The 18,273-nt window shown below is 54.6% G+C and carries 18 protein-coding genes; 12 read left to right on the top strand and 6 right to left on the bottom strand.

The genetic code is table 11. From position 1 onward, the window contains the following. Window positions 1-126 precede the first annotated feature (126 nt). Complete coding sequence (locus PG5_RS00520) at window positions 127-651, bottom strand: hypothetical protein (RefSeq protein WP_020795135.1); 525 nt, start codon at window positions 649-651, stop codon at window positions 127-129. Window positions 652-872: 221 nt separating this feature from the next. On the opposite strand from PG5_RS00520, the gene PG5_RS00515 reads away from it, so the two are divergent. Continuing rightward, window positions 873-1,466 carry a hypothetical protein gene (locus PG5_RS00515; protein WP_042955069.1) on the top strand — a complete coding sequence of 198 codons (594 nt, stop codon included), beginning with the start codon at window positions 873-875 and terminating at the stop codon, window positions 1,464-1,466. Here the strand turns inward: PG5_RS00515 and PG5_RS33040 are convergent. Together PG5_RS33040 and PG5_RS00495 are read right to left on the bottom strand one after the other, a co-directional pair. Then, window positions 1,458-2,677 (bottom strand): IS3 family transposase gene (locus tag PG5_RS33040; RefSeq protein WP_371106590.1). Its coding sequence is split into 2 segments (ribosomal slippage): window positions 1,458-2,332 and window positions 2,332-2,677, totalling 1,221 coding nucleotides; the frame shifts between segments, so codons are not numbered across the junction. The two genes, PG5_RS00515 and PG5_RS33040, sit on opposite strands and share 9 nt — an antisense overlap. A gap of 1,107 nt (window positions 2,678-3,784) precedes the next feature. After that, window positions 3,785-4,147, bottom strand: coding sequence for a histone-like nucleoid-structuring protein, MvaT/MvaU family (locus tag PG5_RS00495; RefSeq protein WP_020795130.1), 363 nt, complete (start codon window positions 4,145-4,147; stop codon window positions 3,785-3,787). A 417-nt stretch (window positions 4,148-4,564) separates the two neighbouring features. Between PG5_RS00495 and PG5_RS00490 the strand changes: the two genes are divergently transcribed. The 5 genes from PG5_RS00490 to PG5_RS00460 all read left to right on the top strand — a co-directional run bounded on the left by PG5_RS00490 (window position 4,565) and on the right by PG5_RS00460 (window position 9,097). Then, window positions 4,565-4,978, top strand: coding sequence for a hypothetical protein (locus PG5_RS00490; RefSeq protein WP_155943679.1), 414 nt, complete (start codon window positions 4,565-4,567; stop codon window positions 4,976-4,978). After that, window positions 4,971-5,480: a hypothetical protein gene (locus tag PG5_RS00485; RefSeq protein WP_042955065.1), complete on the top strand. Its 510-nt coding sequence runs from the start codon at window positions 4,971-4,973 to the stop codon at window positions 5,478-5,480. Before PG5_RS00490 ends, PG5_RS00485 begins: the two co-directional genes overlap by 8 nt. Window positions 5,481-5,896: 416 nt before the next feature. Beyond that, the gene (locus PG5_RS00480) at window positions 5,897-6,454 is read left to right on the top strand and encodes a hypothetical protein (protein WP_020795129.1); all 558 of its coding nucleotides are present in this window, start codon (window positions 5,897-5,899) and stop codon (window positions 6,452-6,454) included. A 1,342-nt stretch (window positions 6,455-7,796) separates the two neighbouring features. After that, entirely contained in the window at window positions 7,797-8,114 is a 318-nt protein-coding gene (locus PG5_RS00465) for a hypothetical protein (protein ID WP_052024651.1), read from the top strand. Window positions 8,115-8,176: 62 nt separating this feature from the next. After that, complete coding sequence (locus PG5_RS00460) at window positions 8,177-9,097, top strand: hypothetical protein (RefSeq protein WP_020795125.1); 921 nt, start codon at window positions 8,177-8,179, stop codon at window positions 9,095-9,097. Window positions 9,098-9,265: 168 nt separating this feature from the next. On the opposite strand, the gene PG5_RS00455 is transcribed toward PG5_RS00460, so the two are convergent. After that, window positions 9,266-9,493 carry an Arc family DNA-binding protein gene (locus PG5_RS00455; RefSeq protein ID WP_042955062.1) on the bottom strand — a complete coding sequence of 76 codons (228 nt, stop codon included), beginning with the start codon at window positions 9,491-9,493 and terminating at the stop codon, window positions 9,266-9,268. 243 nt (window positions 9,494-9,736) lie between these two features. On the opposite strand from PG5_RS00455, the gene PG5_RS00450 reads away from it, so the two are divergent. The 4 genes from PG5_RS00450 to PG5_RS00430 all read left to right on the top strand — a co-directional run bounded on the left by PG5_RS00450 (window position 9,737) and on the right by PG5_RS00430 (window position 12,982). Then, window positions 9,737-10,144, top strand: coding sequence for a TraR/DksA family transcriptional regulator (locus PG5_RS00450; RefSeq protein ID WP_020795124.1), 408 nt, complete (start codon window positions 9,737-9,739; stop codon window positions 10,142-10,144). Between the two features lie 134 nt (window positions 10,145-10,278). Then, window positions 10,279-10,881 carry a hypothetical protein gene (locus PG5_RS00445; RefSeq protein ID WP_042955061.1) on the top strand — a complete coding sequence of 201 codons (603 nt, stop codon included), beginning with the start codon at window positions 10,279-10,281 and terminating at the stop codon, window positions 10,879-10,881. Between the two features lie 88 nt (window positions 10,882-10,969). Next, window positions 10,970-11,914 (top strand): DsbA family protein, encoded by a 945-nt coding sequence (locus PG5_RS00440; RefSeq protein WP_020795122.1) that lies wholly within the window; start codon window positions 10,970-10,972, stop codon window positions 11,912-11,914. 492 nt (window positions 11,915-12,406) lie between these two features. Then, a complete protein-coding gene (locus PG5_RS00430) occupies window positions 12,407-12,982 on the top strand; it encodes a hypothetical protein (RefSeq protein WP_042955058.1) in 576 nt (191 codons plus the stop codon). A gap of 12 nt (window positions 12,983-12,994) precedes the next feature. On the opposite strand, the gene PG5_RS00425 is transcribed toward PG5_RS00430, so the two are convergent. Beyond that, window positions 12,995-14,467, bottom strand: coding sequence for a 3'-5' exonuclease (locus tag PG5_RS00425; RefSeq protein WP_020795120.1), 1,473 nt, complete (start codon window positions 14,465-14,467; stop codon window positions 12,995-12,997). A 185-nt stretch (window positions 14,468-14,652) separates the two neighbouring features. Between PG5_RS00425 and PG5_RS00420 the strand changes: the two genes are divergently transcribed. Both PG5_RS00420 and PG5_RS00415 read left to right on the top strand, forming a co-directional pair. Next, a complete protein-coding gene (locus PG5_RS00420; RefSeq protein WP_020795119.1) occupies window positions 14,653-15,690 on the top strand; it encodes a M50 family metallopeptidase in 1,038 nt (345 codons plus the stop codon). Between the two features lie 174 nt (window positions 15,691-15,864). Next, a complete protein-coding gene (locus PG5_RS00415) occupies window positions 15,865-16,287 on the top strand; it encodes a hypothetical protein (protein ID WP_155943678.1) in 423 nt (140 codons plus the stop codon). Window positions 16,288-17,767: 1,480 nt separating this feature from the next. On the opposite strand, the gene PG5_RS00400 is transcribed toward PG5_RS00415, so the two are convergent. Then, window positions 17,768-18,259 (bottom strand): hypothetical protein, encoded by a 492-nt coding sequence (locus PG5_RS00400; protein WP_177326125.1) that lies wholly within the window; start codon window positions 18,257-18,259, stop codon window positions 17,768-17,770. Window positions 18,260-18,273 lie beyond the last annotated feature (14 nt).

The following is an 18,273-nucleotide window of genomic DNA, read 5'->3' as shown; positions in this document are numbered from 1 at the left end:
AGAGTTGAATAGCCCGCCGCGGTGACCGATGCGGGCGTATGTATGATCGAGGGGTTAACAACTTGGGAGGGGGATGGCTCTGTCTCGCCGCCTTGAGCTCGCCAAAGGAGTGAGAGGTTAAAAGGCTCAGTCGATCATACGGAGAATGGCATTCTGCTCCGGGTGGGATTTCGCTTCGGCCTGGACCTTAACGAGTTCATCCTCGTTGAGCGGCCGTGTTCCTTCCTCGGCACTGGCGTCGATGATGAAGCCGTACCTGCCGCTAACGGCATCTTTCAACGCAAAGTAGTAATCGTGCAGCATCAGGTTGCCGGCCTCGTCTTCCTTTTCGATGGCAGTGGAATTGCAAGCCGAGAACGCCATCAGGTTAGCGACAAACGAGGCAGCTTCCATGGTCATACTTTCCTCACTATGCCCGTATCTGACGACCTTCTTTGCGCCCTGATCTGGAAGGATCAGCGCAAATGCGCCATTGAGGTACTCACGAATTTCATAGCTTCCCCCCTGGTACTCGCTGCCCAGGAGATAGGCCATGGCGTTTAGCACCATCTGCTCCCACGCGACGCAATACACACCCAGTTTTTTATGGAGTGCATCGGGAGTAGTGAGGGTGGTGGTGAAAGGCTGAGCAGTATCGATTTGTTGAGACATAGTTAGACTCCCTTGAGCAGTGATATGTGGAGTCACGCTCTCACAGCTTTCCAATATGCAAGCAGGGCTCACCGGCGCAGCAGCACTTGCGCTTTTCGCTTGTGGCCGTAGTCTTGCCTCTGGATTGACTTTGCGTGGTTCCTTGTACGTCTGGTACGCACATGGAGAAAAGGTCGGTGGCCACACCACCACCTATGACTTGAGGGAATATGAGATTGACAATGATCGAGCAGCGAACGACACCTGCGATCAAAATTGCCCAATGGCGGACCTGGTTGAGTGGTGCGCTCCCCATATTTCTCAGGGTATTGCCGCTCTATTTCTTGGTTACCTTCCTGGCTGCGATGATTGCAATTGTGTTGTTGCTGACGGTGGGCAAGGCCGCCTTTCACGTCTTCAGCTTGGGGAGTCCCCTCGTATTTTTTGTGTTGGCGCTGTGCTGTTGGAAGGCAGGGGCCATCCCTGGTTCGCAGTTGTTTAAAAAGGCTATCGGCCCAGGCTCTCCTTGGCGAAACTTTTTCAGGCTAGCCACGCCTCTCGCACTGATTATTGGCGGTCTGCTAAACCTCGTCGCGTTGGGGGCAATGCTTAGTTCCGACATCGCTGCCTGGCAAGCGGGATCTCTCCCTCGGTTTGAAATTCCTAGCCAGCTGTTTGGGGAAGGGAAGAGGAACCTCTTGGTTATCCTCTACACGAGTGCAGTCGAGCAGCAACTCAGCATCATGCCTTTGTTTATCATCATGGGCGGGAAGGTCGAGCCCTATCTGGTTGGACTTGCCCCTACAAAACCGGACACCAACTCCCCGTTAAATTGATGCTGCCGCCAAGCGCCTGAACTCCCTCGGTGAACGGTAATTCAAGGCGCTGTGCGGATGCTGCTCGTTGTAATGCTCGAAGGCAATTGCCAAGTTACGCAACGCCGTTTCTCGATCCGGCTTAGGCATGTGCGCCACGTAGTCACGCTTGATCGTTTTCACGAAGCTCTCGGCCATGCCGTTGCTCTGCGGGCTGCGAACTGGGGTGGTCACCGGCTGCAAACCGATCTGTCGAGCAAACAGGCGTGTCTGTTCGGCGGTGTACGCCGAGCCGTTATCGCTGAGCCATTGCACCGGCGTGGTCGGCAGTTGATCACCGAAGCGCTTCTCCACGCTTTCCAGCATCAAGTCGCGGATATCATCGCCACTGTACCCGGTCGGGCTGGCGACCCACCCGATGGCTTCGCGATCACAGCAGTCCAGGGCAAAGGTCACGCTCAGTTTGGCGCCGTCCTCGCAGCGGAACTCAAAGCCGTCCGAGCACCAACGCGTATCGCTGCTTTCCACCGCAATACGGCCTTCGTGCCGACGCGGCACGCCGGGTTGTTTGATCCGGCGTTCAAGTAGCAGGTTGTGATCACGCATCACCCGGTAAACCCGCTTCACGTTGATCGCGGGTAGCAACTGGGTTTCACGGGCGCGACGCAGCAATCCCCAGACTCGACGGTAGCCATAGCTGGGCAGTTCGCTGACCTGTTGCTGGATTTCGGCCACCAACTCAGCATCGTTCACAGGTCTGCTTCGCCGTATTTTGGGCGATACCGATTGCTTGATTCGAACCGTTAATTGCGAGCGCGCCACACCGAGACATTCGCTGACCAGCTTCACTGGTCGTCCCCCGGCAACAAGGGTGAGTGCGCAATCCATTTTCGCGACCGGGCGATCTCCACGGCCTCTTTGAGGATTTCTGCTTCCATCGTTTTCTTGCCCAGCATCCGTTGCAGTTCACGGATCTGCTTGAGCGCATCGCTCAGCTCGGAGGCCGGCACCACGGCTTCACCGGCACTGACCGCCGACAGGCTGCCGTCCTGATACAGCTTGCGCCACAGGAACAGCTGGTTGGCATTGATGCCGTTACGCCGAGCCACCACCGAAACGCTTTGCCCTGGCTCAAGGCTCTCGCGAACCATGGCCAGCTTTTGCTCTGGGCTCCAGCGGCGCCGCCGCTCCTGGCCCAAAAGCTCCCCACTCTTATCGTTGCTGTTAGTCATAAACATAACCGTTTGCCTATCCCTTATCGTAAGGGGGAAACGGTGTCCTGTCTTTCATGGGGCTCGTTCACTGGTCGCCGCGATGATGTCCGGGCGCGTCACCTGGAAGAAGGCCAAGTTGTTGCAGGAAGGGCTGTCGAAGCGCGACAAATTAATTCTTGGTCCCATGCGGCTGTTGGTGATCTGTGGCGTTCTTCTGCAAGCTTCTGCGAAGTGGTTGGACGCAACCACGAACTCACTTGGAATGGCTCTGCTTCTGGTCAGTATTTGCGGCTGGTTGTTCTACTGCAGCCTTGTGGCATCAGCGGCACAGGATCTAGTACCGGCTGAGCGTTGAGATTGTGCAGGCGAAAAAAAACCCGACACAGTGCCGGGTTTTTTTTCGACCACGCTTTCGCGAGGGTCTGTGCTTTAGCCTGGTATGCCAGTTGCCTGGAAAAACTCTGCAGTGCAGAGTGGAGGCGAGTTAGTCCTTTCGTTCGGGGGAGCCCTACTTGATGTAACTATCTCTCATACCATCTGCAGCTGCAGTTGTTATTTGGGACTGAAAACATCCCGAGGCACCGACTGCGGACCTCGCTGACCAGGTTTATAAAAACCTTGGCCCGGAACTACACCGAAGTGTTGAGTTCCCGCTTACTGACAGCGGCAGCCATCTGAACGTCTAGAATTTGTTCCTGCTGGGCAGGGGCCAATGACTCGTATTGGAGGCATTGCTAATAGGAAGCGGATAAATACGGCGGAGCTGATGCCAACACCTGAAATCAAACCAGGTCACGGCAATGAAATATGGATTGTTCGGTTTCCTGTATGAGCGAAGCGGCTTTAGCGCGGCGAGGTTCAAACAGCATTGAAAAGTGTCCCGGGCTGAATCCTAAAGGTTCAGGTAGGGTCATAACGATCGAATGAAGCGCGGGGGCGTGCTGCAAGCAGCTTGGCTTTCGCCGATCTGGTAAGCAAGCACCAGAGAAAGAGTGAGCATAATGCCAGTGGGCCTCTCTGTGAGCAAGCAGTGCCCTGGAAGTTTCGATGGCTTTCAAACCTGTAGGGGTCGGGCATAAAAAACCCCTGAATCAGGGGTAATGGTTTTCATCGTTGCCGCGAGCGTTAGCCACGCAGCCAGGAGTCAACGGTGCCAGCACCGTACTGCTCTTTCCAGGCTTTCAGGCCGCGGTGGTTACCGCCCTTGGTTTCAATCAACTCGCCGGTGTGCGGGTTCTGATAAACCTTGACCACACGTGCGCGGCGGATTTTAGGAGCTGCCTGCTTCGCGCCAGTTTTTGCTTGGGTAGGGTCAAGCAGGTTGATAATGTCGCGCAGACTTTTTTGATACTCACCCATCAGCTTGCGCAGCTTGCCCTCGAACTCCAGCTCCGTTTTCAGGCGGTCATCGCTGCTGAGCTGGGCCAAGCGGCTTTGCAGCTCCTTGATAGCATCTTCGGTTGCACGGAACTCGTTTAGCAGGGACATCAGTTTTCTCCTAGATGCCTTCAAACCAAGGTTGAAGGGGTAAACGCAATTGGACCAGTTTAAGATTGATCCGCTGGGCCATCGGACTTCATTTATAGAATCTTACACCTGGGGAAGGAGATCAATCAGGTAGTTGACGCACAAAACCGTCGATGATTCGAACAGTACTTGTTGATCATCAGCTCGCACGCAACAATCGGACTTGCATTTTCAGAACTGGTGTCACCATGACGTCAAATATTGGAGGTGCTCTATGACTACCGAGTCTTTCAGTCAGGACCTAGCGGCCCTGGTCAAAGCCGTTCCGACTCTGCATCTGACCCCCGGCGAGCTTGACGGGGTACCCCGGCGATCTTTGCCGGTAATGAGCCTGTATTTCGCTGTAGATCTACTGAGCTCGGTCACCGGTACGCCGCTTTGGCGGTGATTGCGTTTGAACAGCTGGCGGCGGGCGCTGAAAAGCCCGTTACTGCACCGAGCAAGGCGGTGCAGGCGGTTACTCTGATGTGCTCAGCAGCAGCCCATGCCGATCTGGCGCAACGCGTCTCCTCGGTCTTGTCCTTGCAACCCGAGCTGGCATCGAAGGTTCCCTTATGGACCAAGTTGGTGGTCGCGGCCGTGTCTCCCTTTATGGTTGGGGCAGAAAACGAGGTCCCAGAGCTTCCGAGCTCTGGAGGCGTTGCTGTGGCTAAGGCCCAGACCGAACTGGGAGCCAAGGATGCGATCCTTGGATTCATCTCATGGCTATCCGACTCGGGTAAGCCAGGCGAACAATTTTCACTTGAGCGGCTCGCGGAGCTCGCAGGCGATTGGGAAGAAACACATGCTTGAACAACACACATCCGCACCTGTGGTCTGGCCGGACTTTACGGATTCCGCGCCGGAGCTGTTGACCCTGGTAAAGCGGTTTCTTGAAGAGGCCCATGTAAAGCACAAGCTCCATCGTGGCGAGCCCGTGAAGACAACCAGCAAAGGGACACAGCGCCTGATCTCGTGTGATGCGGTCCTCTCGCAAGTTCAGTACAGGCCGGACCGCTATAACGCATTGCGGTTTGATTTCAGTCTCTACATGGGCCATGGATTGCATGGGACGATCGGAACAATCAGCGTGATATCTGCGCTGCGGCAGGAGCTTTTGTCTCGGGTGGGAGCGGTGGTTGACCAGTCTAAATTCTCAATCATGGACACAGGTTTTGAAGCGGTCCTGAGCAACGGTTCACTAACGGTCTCGAGTGAGATGAGGCCTGCCGGAGCAGTGCTTAAAGCTCATTTATGGGTTCGTGCCAGTGCTCTGGACCCGACCCAGCGCCCAGAGTATTCTTTCGGCTCCTAAAGCATGACGGCAAATTGATCTGCCTACATGAGGCCACTTGGCCACCAGCTGTGTTACAGCAACCATCAACCCTTGCGGGCTCTTTCCCGCTAGGGGAGGGGCTCGTGAATTTCCATGGAGTCCCTCAATGAATAGTTCCCAATTTCTTGTTTTGGCGGCAATAGTTCTGTCCGGTTGCGTTGACATGCAGCCAATTGTGAACTCTTCGCTCGCCGTCCCTGCTCGTGTCGTTCCGGTGTGCCAGCAGTACGGAGGCTCATACCCGTGTCAGTGGATTGAGTTGACATCTCAGCATACGAATCCCGTACGGCCTTCGGATCGTCGAATCGTCCTCTAAGCGCAAATCAAATTTTAAACCCATGCGGTGCTCACATCCCGCGTGGGGCGTGGCATCGCTCTAATCTGGAGCAAAAACCATGAATTACATGCAATTTCCCAACGGCAAAATTTGGCCAGTCCACCTTGATCGCTTGACTGCTTTCGTCGAGGTCGACCTGGATGCCCTGCATGATTTTGACGTCGACGGTCTGGTCAATATTCTTCATGACCAGGCCATTGGATCGCCGGCACTGCGCAACATCGAGCACAAGGCCATGCACGCCAAAGGCAGTGCTGTTGTGTTCCAAGTTGAGGCGCATGTGGAATGGTCCGCCTTTCCTGGAGCGGCCTTGCCAAAGGAAGTGGCAGTTCATGAAGTTGTGCAGCAGTACGCCACTGAACTTGGTTGGGGAAAGGTCGAAAGCACTCATGCGCTGCAGTCCTTCGGGACTGCTTATGGCGAGGAGCGGGTAGTATTGGGAGCCAATGGTCGAGAGCTGAGAACGCCGGTCAGCGGCCCAGGATCCTACGTGCGAATCGTTCAGGCAGGGTTCGAGATCATGTATTGGAACTCCGCTGAATGGGCGTCGGCACCGGAAGAAGTCATGGGAGCAATTTTGGGACTTGCTGGTCAGTCGGCAATTTGTCGGCTTTAGCCCGGAACATTACATAGAAATCAAACCCTCGGTCGCGTCAGCGGCCGGGGGTTTTTTGGTTTCAGGTCGTGGGCCGGTGCTTCGCAAGCTCGAAAAGGCCCTGCGCGATTCGCCATACGGACCAAAAAAACCAGGTCGTGAGGACGACGTAGCCAACGCCTACCTTGACGGTAAGTCCACCCAACACAACCCAGAGTAGGCTCCAAAAGCAAAGTCGGGCCTGGGTGCGAAAATGTGTGGCAAGAACTTCATCAGGACATTTTCTGTGGAGAAGGGCGACGACTGCCCCCACTAAAGCTGTGACCCCGAAGAAATATCCGGAGATGTAGAGCAGGTAGACCAGCAAAGCAACTCGCTGAGTAGGCAAGGCACGGGCTATGTGTTTCGCGACCGACATTAGTACTCGTCCATTTTCCAAAGCAGATGTGCAGTGCGGTAGTGAGGTCTCCACACGAGTGCACACCATAGTCACATCCTCACACATCCGTGTTGGTCGAGTCGGCCCCGTCCTAGGGAGCAAACCCAAGCTCGTACCTTTGTGGCACCTGAGACCATAAGCGTCATCTTTGAGTTTTGGACACCATGATGCTGAACGATCAAACATGTGAAGTTATGGGCGACTCTTCCGATGCCGATCACTCGCAAGAATGGGATGGTTTCAAGTGGGCCTTCTGGTTCGACTCGGATGAGAAAGGTTTGGCCCGAGGGGTCCCGGAAGGAGAGCTCAATGAGTTTCTTATCCGATTTGGCGGGTCTTGGGTAATCACGCACCGGTATTACAGAAGACCTGGTTACGTTGCCTCAGTGGTAGTCGAGCTAGTTGGAGGCGCGGAGGCCGCGTGCCGTGACACCTTCATTGGCGAGGCCCTTCGGAAATTTATTTCCCAGAACTTTGGGCTCGACTGTATCTACCGGGAATATCAAGGCCACGACATAGGTGAAAGGGATGGCCGATGGTACAGCGACGTACACGACCCCAAGTTCCCAGATGTCCCTGCAGAGATTGGAGCCGATTGGCGACTCGATCCGCGTAGGCAATCTGCGTCAGAGCAGGCCCAGCGCCTGCATGAGGGGAGGTGCCCGATACATGGGATCAAAATGAGCTTTTCTGGCATCAGCATGTGTGACGATCACCCCCTCGTTGTGAAATGCACCCGGCAAGGTTGCGGGGTCATTGGGCACCAGGGCCGCGGTTATGTAACGAAACTCGCTAAAAGAATCGCCGGGAGTTGCTCATTGTCGTGTGGGTAACACGAAGCATCGAAATCCACTCAGTGAGAACCTTCAGCTCTGGCTTGCCATTTAAAGGCATTTTCAACCACAAATAACATCTGGATGCGCTATGAAAAACGCAAACGCTGACGGCGAGACATTGGTGAACGAGGCCGGATCTACCAGGGGATCATTTGTCCTGATGTGCAAATGGATTGGGGGGTTAGCGCTACTCTGTCTCATCGGCTATCCAGCGGTCTCGGCACTAAACAAGCCGTGGCAAGTGGCGTCCGTCGATGAAATTCGAACCGTGATCGCCGAGTCGGCCTGTGCGAAAAAACTGCTTGCCGATGCGAACAGCAGCGCTCAAGCAATCACGCATAGGGACCTGAAACATGTAACGGATCTCTGTCAGCCGGTGGATCAACAGAGCAAGGCGTTCAACTAAATCCAATTTGCACTTTCACGGCCTTGTGGTCTCATTTAGAAAAACCAACGAGAGGTCCAAGGATGAAGTCCATCGGATACACACTGATCGCTGCAGCTATCGCTTCACTGGGTGGATGTGCCACGTACGACGGCGCCAAAAAGGCTCAAGTCGACGGATTGGGAATGGCACAATCTGCGTCAGTGCAATATGAATTTCGCGCGGCTGATGAGATGACCATCAAGCACGCAAACAGCCAACCTCAGAAGTTTGCCAGCACTGCGACGGCAACCGATAAGGTCTTTGCGGTAATGGGAATGCCGTCCCTGAAGGCAGCCCCGGCTGGCTCGTTCACAGGCACCCAGTTGCGTCAGTCGACTAAGGAGGAAACGATTCGCTACATGTCGACCGACTCTTCACGCCCCAGCTCAACTGGTAAGGACCTTGAGGCGATTGGCTTAAACGCGATCGGTGGAGACGTGGGTGGCGCCGGCATGGTGCTGAGCCTGGTGGCTGGCTCCCCAAAATTCGACCCGCGCATCACGCAAGGTTATGTTGTCTGCTTTATGCCTAAGGTCGATGGACAGGACATGGCAGCAGCCGTGGCAGGGTGCGGGGCGAAGATGGAAGCCATGTTTGCCAAGACAGTGGTCGACGTTACCAAATCGTATGACCTGCCAAACGGACAATTCCGGTTGGGCAAAATTGAGACCACGGCTGGCATGAAGGCGGCCAAAGTCTTCATGGGACACCGAGGTATCCTCGCTGCAGACGGTTACGCCCCTGTAGATCGTGGTGGCTTCCCAGCCCTAATCGTGGCCATCCCGGTAGGGCACGAAACCACGAATGGCTCGGCCTCTGGCTCTCTCTTCGACTCGATGGTGCTCAAGACCCGTGGTGAAGTGACGTCTGAGCAACTGGCTACCGCCCTGTCCAAGAACCTGCCGAAGGATACTGCTTTTTATCTGCCTGACAGTGAGCGTGGTCCATCTGCGTTCTATTGAGACCGGGTCTGCCAATCCGCTGGATTACGAATTAAAATCGCCCTCGCAAGAGGGCTTTTTTTGGGCCAGCGAAATGCTGACTAACCATCGCTTCTGGGTAGAACGAATGCTCACCTGTCGAGCTTCATGCCAGCGATGGCCAGCGGTACTTGGTAGATGGAGACGGAGTTAGGCGGGCACCATTTCTCTGGACTGTATGGCGGCTAGCTGGTTTTTCACGCTCGCGATTAATAGCTCCAGTTCGTCCAGGCCATCAAGGTATTGACTCATCCCGTGTATGAGTTCTTGGTTGATGCTTCGATTATTCGCTCGAGCTTTCTCACTGATTCTCTGAAAGAGAATATCGGGAAATCTTGCCGTAAATTTTGCTTCATTAGTCGTCACGTTTTTTGTCATGCGTGCTCCTGTTTGTTTGCAAACAACCATGGATCCACGGTTGTGTTGAATTTAAAGACTCATTTCGCACACCTAGTTGAGGTAGCCGACCTCATATACGCCCGTCGGCAATAATCAATGATTCTCATCATTGGAATTTTGTAATTCGCCCCTGGACGTGGCCATCAATGGACCTCAAATGGCGGGTTGCATATTTCAAACTGTCGGCATGATTCAGGTGATGAAAACACCCTGGAGGTTGACGTGACGAAAAGTGAAATATTGCTCATGAGTGCCGATGACTACATGTCCGGCTCTCAGCTTCAGTTCTTCCGCGAACTGCTCAATACCCGTATCAGCGAGCTCCGTTTACGTATCGGCGATTGGAGGGAAGAACTTGAGCGTTTGGAGAACGTCCCGGATCCTGGTGACGCCGCGACAATCGAAGAGCAGCGTCAAAAGGTAACCAGCTCGATCCGACGTGACTCATCGGCCCTGAGTGAGCTTGTGGAAGCTCTCACTCGAATTGACGAGGGAACCTACGGGTACTGTGAAACTGGGCCTGAAATCGGGTTACGCCGGTTGCTGGTACTGCCTTCGGCCAAACTTTGCGTTGAAGAGCAGGAGCGCCGTGAGGCCCGCGACCGCCATCGCGCGAAATTTGCAGCCTGAAGTTTGCGGGGGTGGCACCAGCACAGTGGTGTGTTCAACCCCCGCTTCCGGAATCGTGAAGAGTTGATCTAACACAACCATCAGTCCAGTTAAAGGGGCGAACCGCCACAAGCGTGGTACGCCCAGAGGTGATAATGGCTATTCAACTGTCAGACATCGGCACCATAAACATGAAAGACCAGACCGCCCATAAAGCAGAGCTGCTGTTGATGCGCAAAGAAGCCCGCTGCGTTCTTCAACTTTTCGTCGAGGAGAGGCAGAAGCTGAGATCGGCCGAACGCGCAATGGGTATGTTGGATGCGAAGGGGAAAGGTCAGGGGCTCCCAAGGGATGACATTTTTCTCTATCAAAGTCACTTGGCTCAAAGCCGTTTTTTTGCCACTCGTATGAGTAATCTGGCGGTTACTCTCGCCGCCTATGGCCACAGGTTAATTGTGCTGCTAGACGCGCTCTCACCAGTCTTGAAGCTTGAGCAGCGTCTAGATCTAATTGGCGCACAAGCGAAAAGTCTACCTGGTGCCGGATGGACGAAGGCTTCACTTGTTCAATTAGTGACTCGGTACAAAGCAGAAGATTCTTCTTCCTGCAGCAGAGGTGTAATAGGGCCCCTTCTGGCGTGTGTGTTGGCGAGTCGCGGCGAGCTGATCGCGGTTCAGAATTCGGTGCGACAAGCCACGCAGATCCACGACCCGATACTGCCCTCAGTTGTTTCTCTCATGCTGGTTGCCGCACGGTAACCGAGCCTGTTTGAGGGGCTGATTAGCCCCTTTCGGTTTCCGCGGCTGAGTATCGTCTCCTGCACTAGATACCACTGCAGGAACAGCCATGCTCAACCTCAAACCGCTCTTCCCGGCTATAGCCATCTCAGTCGTCCTCTCCCAGGTTGCAACCTTTGGCGGGCTTGCTGCATTCAACGCCTTGCAGGGCGGTCGATATCTCGATGACAAGGTGGCCGCTGCTGTTGACGGTCTCATTGTCCAGCGCGAGCTTAAGGAAATTGAAGCCTACGCCAGTGCCCAGTATGCCCGGTACCCCAATGCAGTCGACACGGTGCCAAATGACGCGCGCGTCTACGGTGATCTGAAAGCGCGGTTTACCCTGGCCGAGTTCTCTGACATGGAATGTCCGTACTGTAAAAAGCTGCACCCAACAATGAAGGAAATTGTTGAGCGTTCTAACGGTGCCGTTAACTGGCAATGGCGACATCTACCTCTACAGTTTCACAACCCGGCCGCCAACGATGAGGCAAGGGCCTCCGAGTGTTTTGCAGAGCAAAAAGGCAACAAGGGTTTTTGGGTCTTTCTCGACCAGGTGTTCGACCTTTCCGCCGGCAACGGGGGCGGGGTAAAGGACTTGCCGGCGCTGGCCAAACGACTCGGTGGCGACAAGGAGAAATTTAAAGAGTGCATGGCCAGTGAACGTCACAAGGACCGTATCAACGAGCACATGTTGATGGGCCAGAAGATTGGCGCCACCGGCACGCCTGCGACGATGGTCATCGACAATCTCACAGGTGAAAAGGAGTTTGTTACAGGGGCTCAGCCGGCCAGCACCTTCATTACCGTCATGAAAAAAATGATGGTCAGCGAACGCGCGGACGCTCAGGCCGATGAGCAAAAGCGGAGGGGTGAACAGGTTGATGGTGGGGCAGTTGTAAGCGAACAAATACTGGGCTACGGCGCTCGAGGCATTGCATCGCCGGTGGCAGAGAAAACTGCCCCGGTGGCGACGGCTGGCGAGGGACAGGCCGTCGGCACAGATGAGCAGTAGAGCAGCATTCTGAGCAGCTTTCTCAGGAGCAGGACTTGCATATTGGCTCTCTCGGTTGATTCTGAGGGAGCCATTTTGTTTGGAGATAAAAATGTCACACCAATGCGTCATAGCCATTCTGGGGACCCTGCCGGTCCGCGCTTTACCCTCAAGAACCGTTGACCTATACGCGCGAGCATTTTCTGAGTTTCAGCTTCAGACTGGGCGACCTCCCTATCGGATGCCTGGCTTGGCAATTGGGATGAGTCACTGCAGCGAATGCGGGGCCCGGGTCGAGCCAGGCCCGGTGATCGACGAGATCCTTCTGCAGATGAAGGCCCTAGAGTCTGATCAGGAGTATCCGAAAATTGTTGAGGGGGCGATCGAAGAGTGGGCTCAGCACGCCCGGGAGTCACTGGTCGCGGCGGATAAGGCTGTCCCTGCTCATCGAATGGAAACGGAGGGAGGGGCTAATCACAGCGATATCCAGGGTGCAGCCGGAGCCACTGCTTAATGAAAAAGGTCAACTCCCATCCGCGCCGGTCGGCATTTGGAGCGACGATCATCAGGCCCCTTGCCTACGCCTGCTTCTTCTATTTTGGTGTGGGTGATCTGTTTCCCGCCTTTGTGCGCCGGCTAGGCATGTTGGAGGCGTCTTCGATTCTTTCGGGTGCTGGTGTGGCCTTTGCAGTGCTCTGCGCCGTGCGGGCGCTTGTAGGGGGTCTCCGCTGGATTCGGATAGGACGTCTTTGGCAGGTTAAGGCCCTTTTCTCAGGCTTTAGTGTGGACCCTCGGGAAGACCTTAGAAAGATTCCCCCATTGAAGGGCGAGTTAAGTGAATCGAAGAAGGTTGAGCTGCTGGCGCTGACCAAGATGGCAAGGGGGTGGGGGGAGCTCGAACACGAATTGAAGGTTCGCGGATTTCGCATGGTTCCCCATAGCCTAGATCTGTGTCTTGCTACGCTGGACTCGAATATCGAGGTGCTATGCACAATGTCGAGTTTGGGATTCGGCTCAAGCTACGAGTCGCTCTGCAAACGATATGGGGCGTCACCGGATCACCTGGTACCGCTCCGTCAGTCGATATGAGACATCGGAGATTTAGGCACCCTGCGTTTGTTTGGCCGCCATTTTTGCTAAGTAAGCATGCTCACGCATGAGGCCTATCACGACTTGATTGACCGCCAACTGGTACTTCGCGCGCGTGGCCGCGACGTATAGCAAATTGAGCTCGTCCTCACGCGACCCATGGTCCATCTGAGGGTCCAGCGGGTCCGGGAAATCATCCATCAGTGCGACATTGTCAAACTCAAGCCCTTTCGAACGGTGGGCTGTGGCCAGGATGATGTCGGCTTTGTCCTCCTCGTTTACCGTCATCGCGCGCATCTGCCGAAGGCGGGCTTCAAGGTCGTCGTAGGCGCTGATGATTTTGATGGCTCGGACCATTTCGCGATCTTTCGTTTCCTCTGCGATGGTCAGGTACTGGTGCCAGTCGCTGAACTCTTTCAATAGCCGTTTGTTTTTGACCTTGTCAGTGCGGCCTTCGCTGAACCAATACAGGTCCTCGATGCTCGAGATCTGATACGAATCAATTTTTCCGATCCAAAACACTTTTTTGCCGGCGGCAGTGTAGTCCAGCGCTGAAAGAATGACCCCCATGACCGTACGGTGGAGCAACGCGGGACGTTTGGCATCGCTGTCCAGGGATGATCGAATTTTAGTTCGAGCGCCGGCCCCTATTACCGGTATCGTCTCGCCTTTGAAACTTAGAATGATGTTGGCAAGGGCGGCTGTTGCTGGCCCAAATCGAAACGACCTGGTCAGGCGAAGGTCAACTGCATCGTCGAGGTCGGGATCATCCAACGCATTGTCAGAACCTCTAAAGCGATACAGTTCCTGGTGCCGATCACCGACGAAAATCTTCCTGCAGGATTGTTTCTTGATAAGAGCCAGTGTCAGGCCGTTCAGGTCTTGGCTCTCATCGGCCAGGATGACATCGTAGGTTCTACTGAGATCCGGATTGCTGAGCAAATACATCTTCAGGTAACCGTCGTGCAACAGGGGTACCGACGTGTCTTCAGGGTCGATCATCCGTTCCCAAAGATACTCTGCAGACTTGAATACGTTCTCGATGAAGCTTGGTGGCATCTGCGAGCCCTGCATCCTTTTGACCATTGGGAGATGGCTTTCATGAAAGGTCTCGAGGGGGCTGCACAAAAAATTGTTCAGGGTATCGACCACTGCCCTTACCACGGTCCAATCATTCGTATTCAGTACCTTGGCCATATCCCCAAGCCGCAGCCCGCCCTCAAGCTTATGCTCGAATTTTGCCCTATAGCCCTTGTAGGCCAACTCGTGTGTGGTCGCGCAGGTCACGTGTTTCGGAAAGCGTTTTTTGGCCTCGTCCCTGATGGCTTTGTTGTAAGCCAGGTACAGGTACTTGAGGCGGTTATGTTTTCGCGAATAGCCTTCGAGGGAGGTCGTTTTGGACGCACCAGCAAACGCTCGGAGCCTTATGAGCGGCGCCGTGCAATTGAGAAATTCCAGCTGCTCCGATGTCCAGTTAATGTCCACGGCCGTTCCCCTAGATTTGATCAGGCCAATCTAGCAAGGGGGCAGGAGCGCAGGTGTCGAGACTGAGCCAATAGGCGGGCTCGATGTACGTAGGGTATTTGGCGCCGTGGGCGGGCATCAATGGCGCCCCGCGGCGAGCTTGAACGAAGGGAGAATGGGCGGTCCCCACTTTTCGTGAGCCTCCAATGTTCAATGATTCAAACTGGCAACTGATCGTGCAGTACCTGGCCTACATCTTCCTGATGCCGCCCGTGGTCATCCTGATTATGGACAGGTTGGTTCAGACGTTTGTCCAGAGCGTTTTCCCCTTCTACGCGGTCACAGGTGTTCTCGGTACACCCATTCATGAAATGGGGCATGTGTTGGCGTGTTGGATGTTCGGTTTGAAAATTACCAAGATCCGACTCTACTCACCCGATGCAGCCACGGGACGACTGGGCTATGTAGCATTCAGCTATCGTCCGTCCTCAACACTTAACGCTGTCGGTTTGGTGGTGCAAGGTGTGGCTCCAATCTTTATGGCATTCCTGCTGTTTGAGTACCTCTTTCCATTTAACCCAGCCGTGGTTCCCTGGGTGGATAGTGACTTCCATCCATCTGTCTTTCTGGACGGTGTGGCAGGTGCATGGTCCTTGATTTACGGGAACCTCAGCAACGGCGTGAAAGGCATCATGTGGTGTTTGGCCGCCCTGATCATCGCGATGCACTGCATACCTTCTTGGGCGGATATTCGTCTGGCCTTAAGGGGAGGTGTGGTGCTGCTGGTTATCGCGCTTGCTGCGTCATTCCTCCTCAAGATGGATATCGCGAGTCATCTTCCCAGTGTGGTGCGTAATGGCCTTGCTCACGGCCAGAGCGTGGCGGACGCGATGGGCATGAGGGCGCTCGAGTGGATTATTTACGCGGTGACCATGGTTACGACTGTGGCTGTTGCCGGTGTAGCTTTCCTGCTGGTGGTTCCCTCGCTTGCCATGATTGTTATTAAGCGCTTGCGATTCGGCAGGGTAGATGCAAATCACCTTGCTGGAGGGATTGACCTTGCCGGCGGGGGGCGCACGGGTGTGGGACTAGATGCTCTTGGCAGGCCAGTAAACATTGTTGCCGTCGAAAATAGGACTCTGGAATTATCGCCGAGAGTACCTGGTACCAGTGTGGATGAACCACCCAGCGGACCAAATGGTATCGGCGAACCTGCAGACCAAGCAGGTTTGCCCCGGACGTAGGGCCTATTTGGGGCCCAGCGTGGGCAAAGCTCGCATACAGTCTTCTTACGTTCTTAGCGAGTGCCATTAATGCGAGTTGTCGTACTGCTGACCCTGCTCCTGGCCTTACCCGCATCCGCTAGTGACCCAGCGTCACTTGAGGCGAACATTGCAGATGCCATCTCTCGAGACGACATGGACGCTGCAGGTGTGGCGTTGGTCGAGCTCAAGGAAATGGCTTGTAGCGGTAATCCAGAGGCCGCCGCCAAGATTGGTCGGCTCTACCTCTTCGGAAACGGTCTCCTTGGGCGGGACCTTGAAAAGGCTAAACCCTTTTTGAGGTACGGAGCAGAGAGTGGGACCCCACAGGCAGCAGCTGATCTGGCGATCGCGATTGCAACAAACACAGCTGCTGAGGAACTGCGGGAGGCGGCAAAGTGGGCGAAGGTTGCACGATACATCGACGGCGAGGGCGCTTCAGATGTCGTTGTTCAATTGGTCAACCTGGCCGCAGCTGGTACTGATTTAACCGAAGGGGTTCAGCGAGGTGCTCGCTGGATTCAACTCTACCGAACTCGAGGTGTAAACGTTGAAGGATCTCCTTGTCAGCCTGGGTAGGTATGTGAAACCGGGATTGTGCATCACCGCTGTAGCGCTTCTTTTCAACGCCCTTTGTCAGATCTTGCTACCGACGTTCAAGCCCCTGATCCTGGTCTATGGATTAGCGCTGCTGTTTGGCTTTCTAATGGTTGGCCAAGGCATCGTTCGATGGGCAAGCTCCTGGATTGATGGAGGCACCAAGCGAGCCGGCTTCAAGGCCAGGTGTAATCATCTGTGGTCCATGGCTCCGCAACTCCATGACCATAGTCACGACGGCGTAATGCAGGATCTGACAGTCCAACCGCTGCCAGACGATTTCAGTGGGCAGTGCTGGGCATTTGGGATCGATACCTCCGGATACCCCGGGTACGAAGCGGTAGGTTACTTGCTTGCCAATGGTTCAATGCTGCACCTCGCTGTGGTAGCAGGGGTACGTGGTAAATGGCACATCGATTCTTACTGTCGGGCAACATGCACCGTGGAGGGGGCAGTGTTCACCATCCAATCTATGTGTGGTCCGCTGAGAGGCTGGGTCGGCGTAGGTTCGATGCTAGGCGTTAATGTGAGTCAAACCGGGGATGAGGGATTGCGCGGGGGGCCTTTCGGATACGTTCGAATTTCCAAGTGCGGTGTGCCACAGGTACTTCAGCGGTTTACCAGTTTGGTAAGTCCCTCTAGGTGATTACGGCGTTCACCACCCAGATAAAAAAGAACAGACCTTGTCAGCAACTGTAGGAGTTACTGCTAGGCAAATCCCAAACGCCCTGGCGATTGCGGGGTTTGATTTGACATGGTGTTCTCCGAAAGTGTGGAGACCATGTCCCCCAGTGGGGAAATGGACCCCACTAGGTTGGTAATTGGTGCTGATGATTGCCATCAGCTGGACTTCACGCCAAGACATCCTGGACGCGAAAGAATCTTTTTGAGGATATCACATGTCGACTGCTACAAAGCTAGCCCGGGCAATCTGCGAACGATAGTGCCGATGGCGCTGACTGGGGTGGCTCAGCTATCGCGTTTTTCTTGAAGACAGCCTGACCCTGATTTCATCGTCGGTGTCACACACTGCGCTTGTGGGGCTAACCCCAACGACGCTTCGCACGAGGTAAGCGGCCAAGATAAGATACAGAAACATGGATGCTTATTTCGAATTCTCGCTAAAAGCAATCAGAGCGAACCAAATTATGACGGGGCGAATGAAGGCGAGCACGCGGACACCTTTGATCGATCTGACTATTTCTCTTCATTACTCATTTGAATTCTGTAATCTGTCGGTCCGTGCGATAAGGTAGGATGAAACTACGAGCTTGAATTCCCCGGTGGGCGCAGGCCGAAGAGGGAGATCAGATCCCCAAATTCACGACGACCTTCCCCCAGCAATAGGAAATCCTCAGTCGTCGGCTGAAGGCCATGCATCACCTTCGAATTGACCCGCTCAAGCGATGCGGTCAAGTCAAGTAGACGTTGTAGTTTGACCTTTGTCTCGGGGGGCAGGACGTCAGTGTCGAACATGTGATTCGCGCCCATCTTTACTCTGTCTGGCGAGGAACATTAGCCTACGAGCCTCCATTTCAGCGCATGCACCCTGGTCAAAGGTCGGTGGTGAAACGTCGAGGTCACCCAGTTCCTCGAGCAAAAATTCCATGTCGTACCCAGCGAATTTGTATAGCTGCTGCAAAGCCACTTTGACTCGCTCTTCCCGACAGCCTACAACCCCGCCGACCAGAAAATCATTGATCAGCTCGCATGCTCTTGTGGGCTGGAGACCCACGGCCTCCATTTCAAGAGAGCTGATTCCAGCCTTAGCTTCATCACCACAGTAAAGCTCAATGACACCAGGCACGACACCGATTACGACATTGAGGGTGTTGGTGCCGGTGGCAATTCCTATCTCAACAGGTAGCGTTGAGTTCGCTGATGAGTAGCTGGTTACTGCGATAGCGCCGTCGATGCACATAAACCATCCATAAGCTTCATACAATCGGCGCATTATCCCGATGTCGT

The sequence above is a fragment of the Pseudomonas sp. G5(2012) genome, assembly GCF_000408945.1.
Lineage (GTDB): Bacteria > Pseudomonadota > Gammaproteobacteria > Pseudomonadales > Pseudomonadaceae > Aquipseudomonas > Aquipseudomonas umsongensis.
This window is presented reverse-complemented; position numbering and strand designations above follow the sequence as displayed.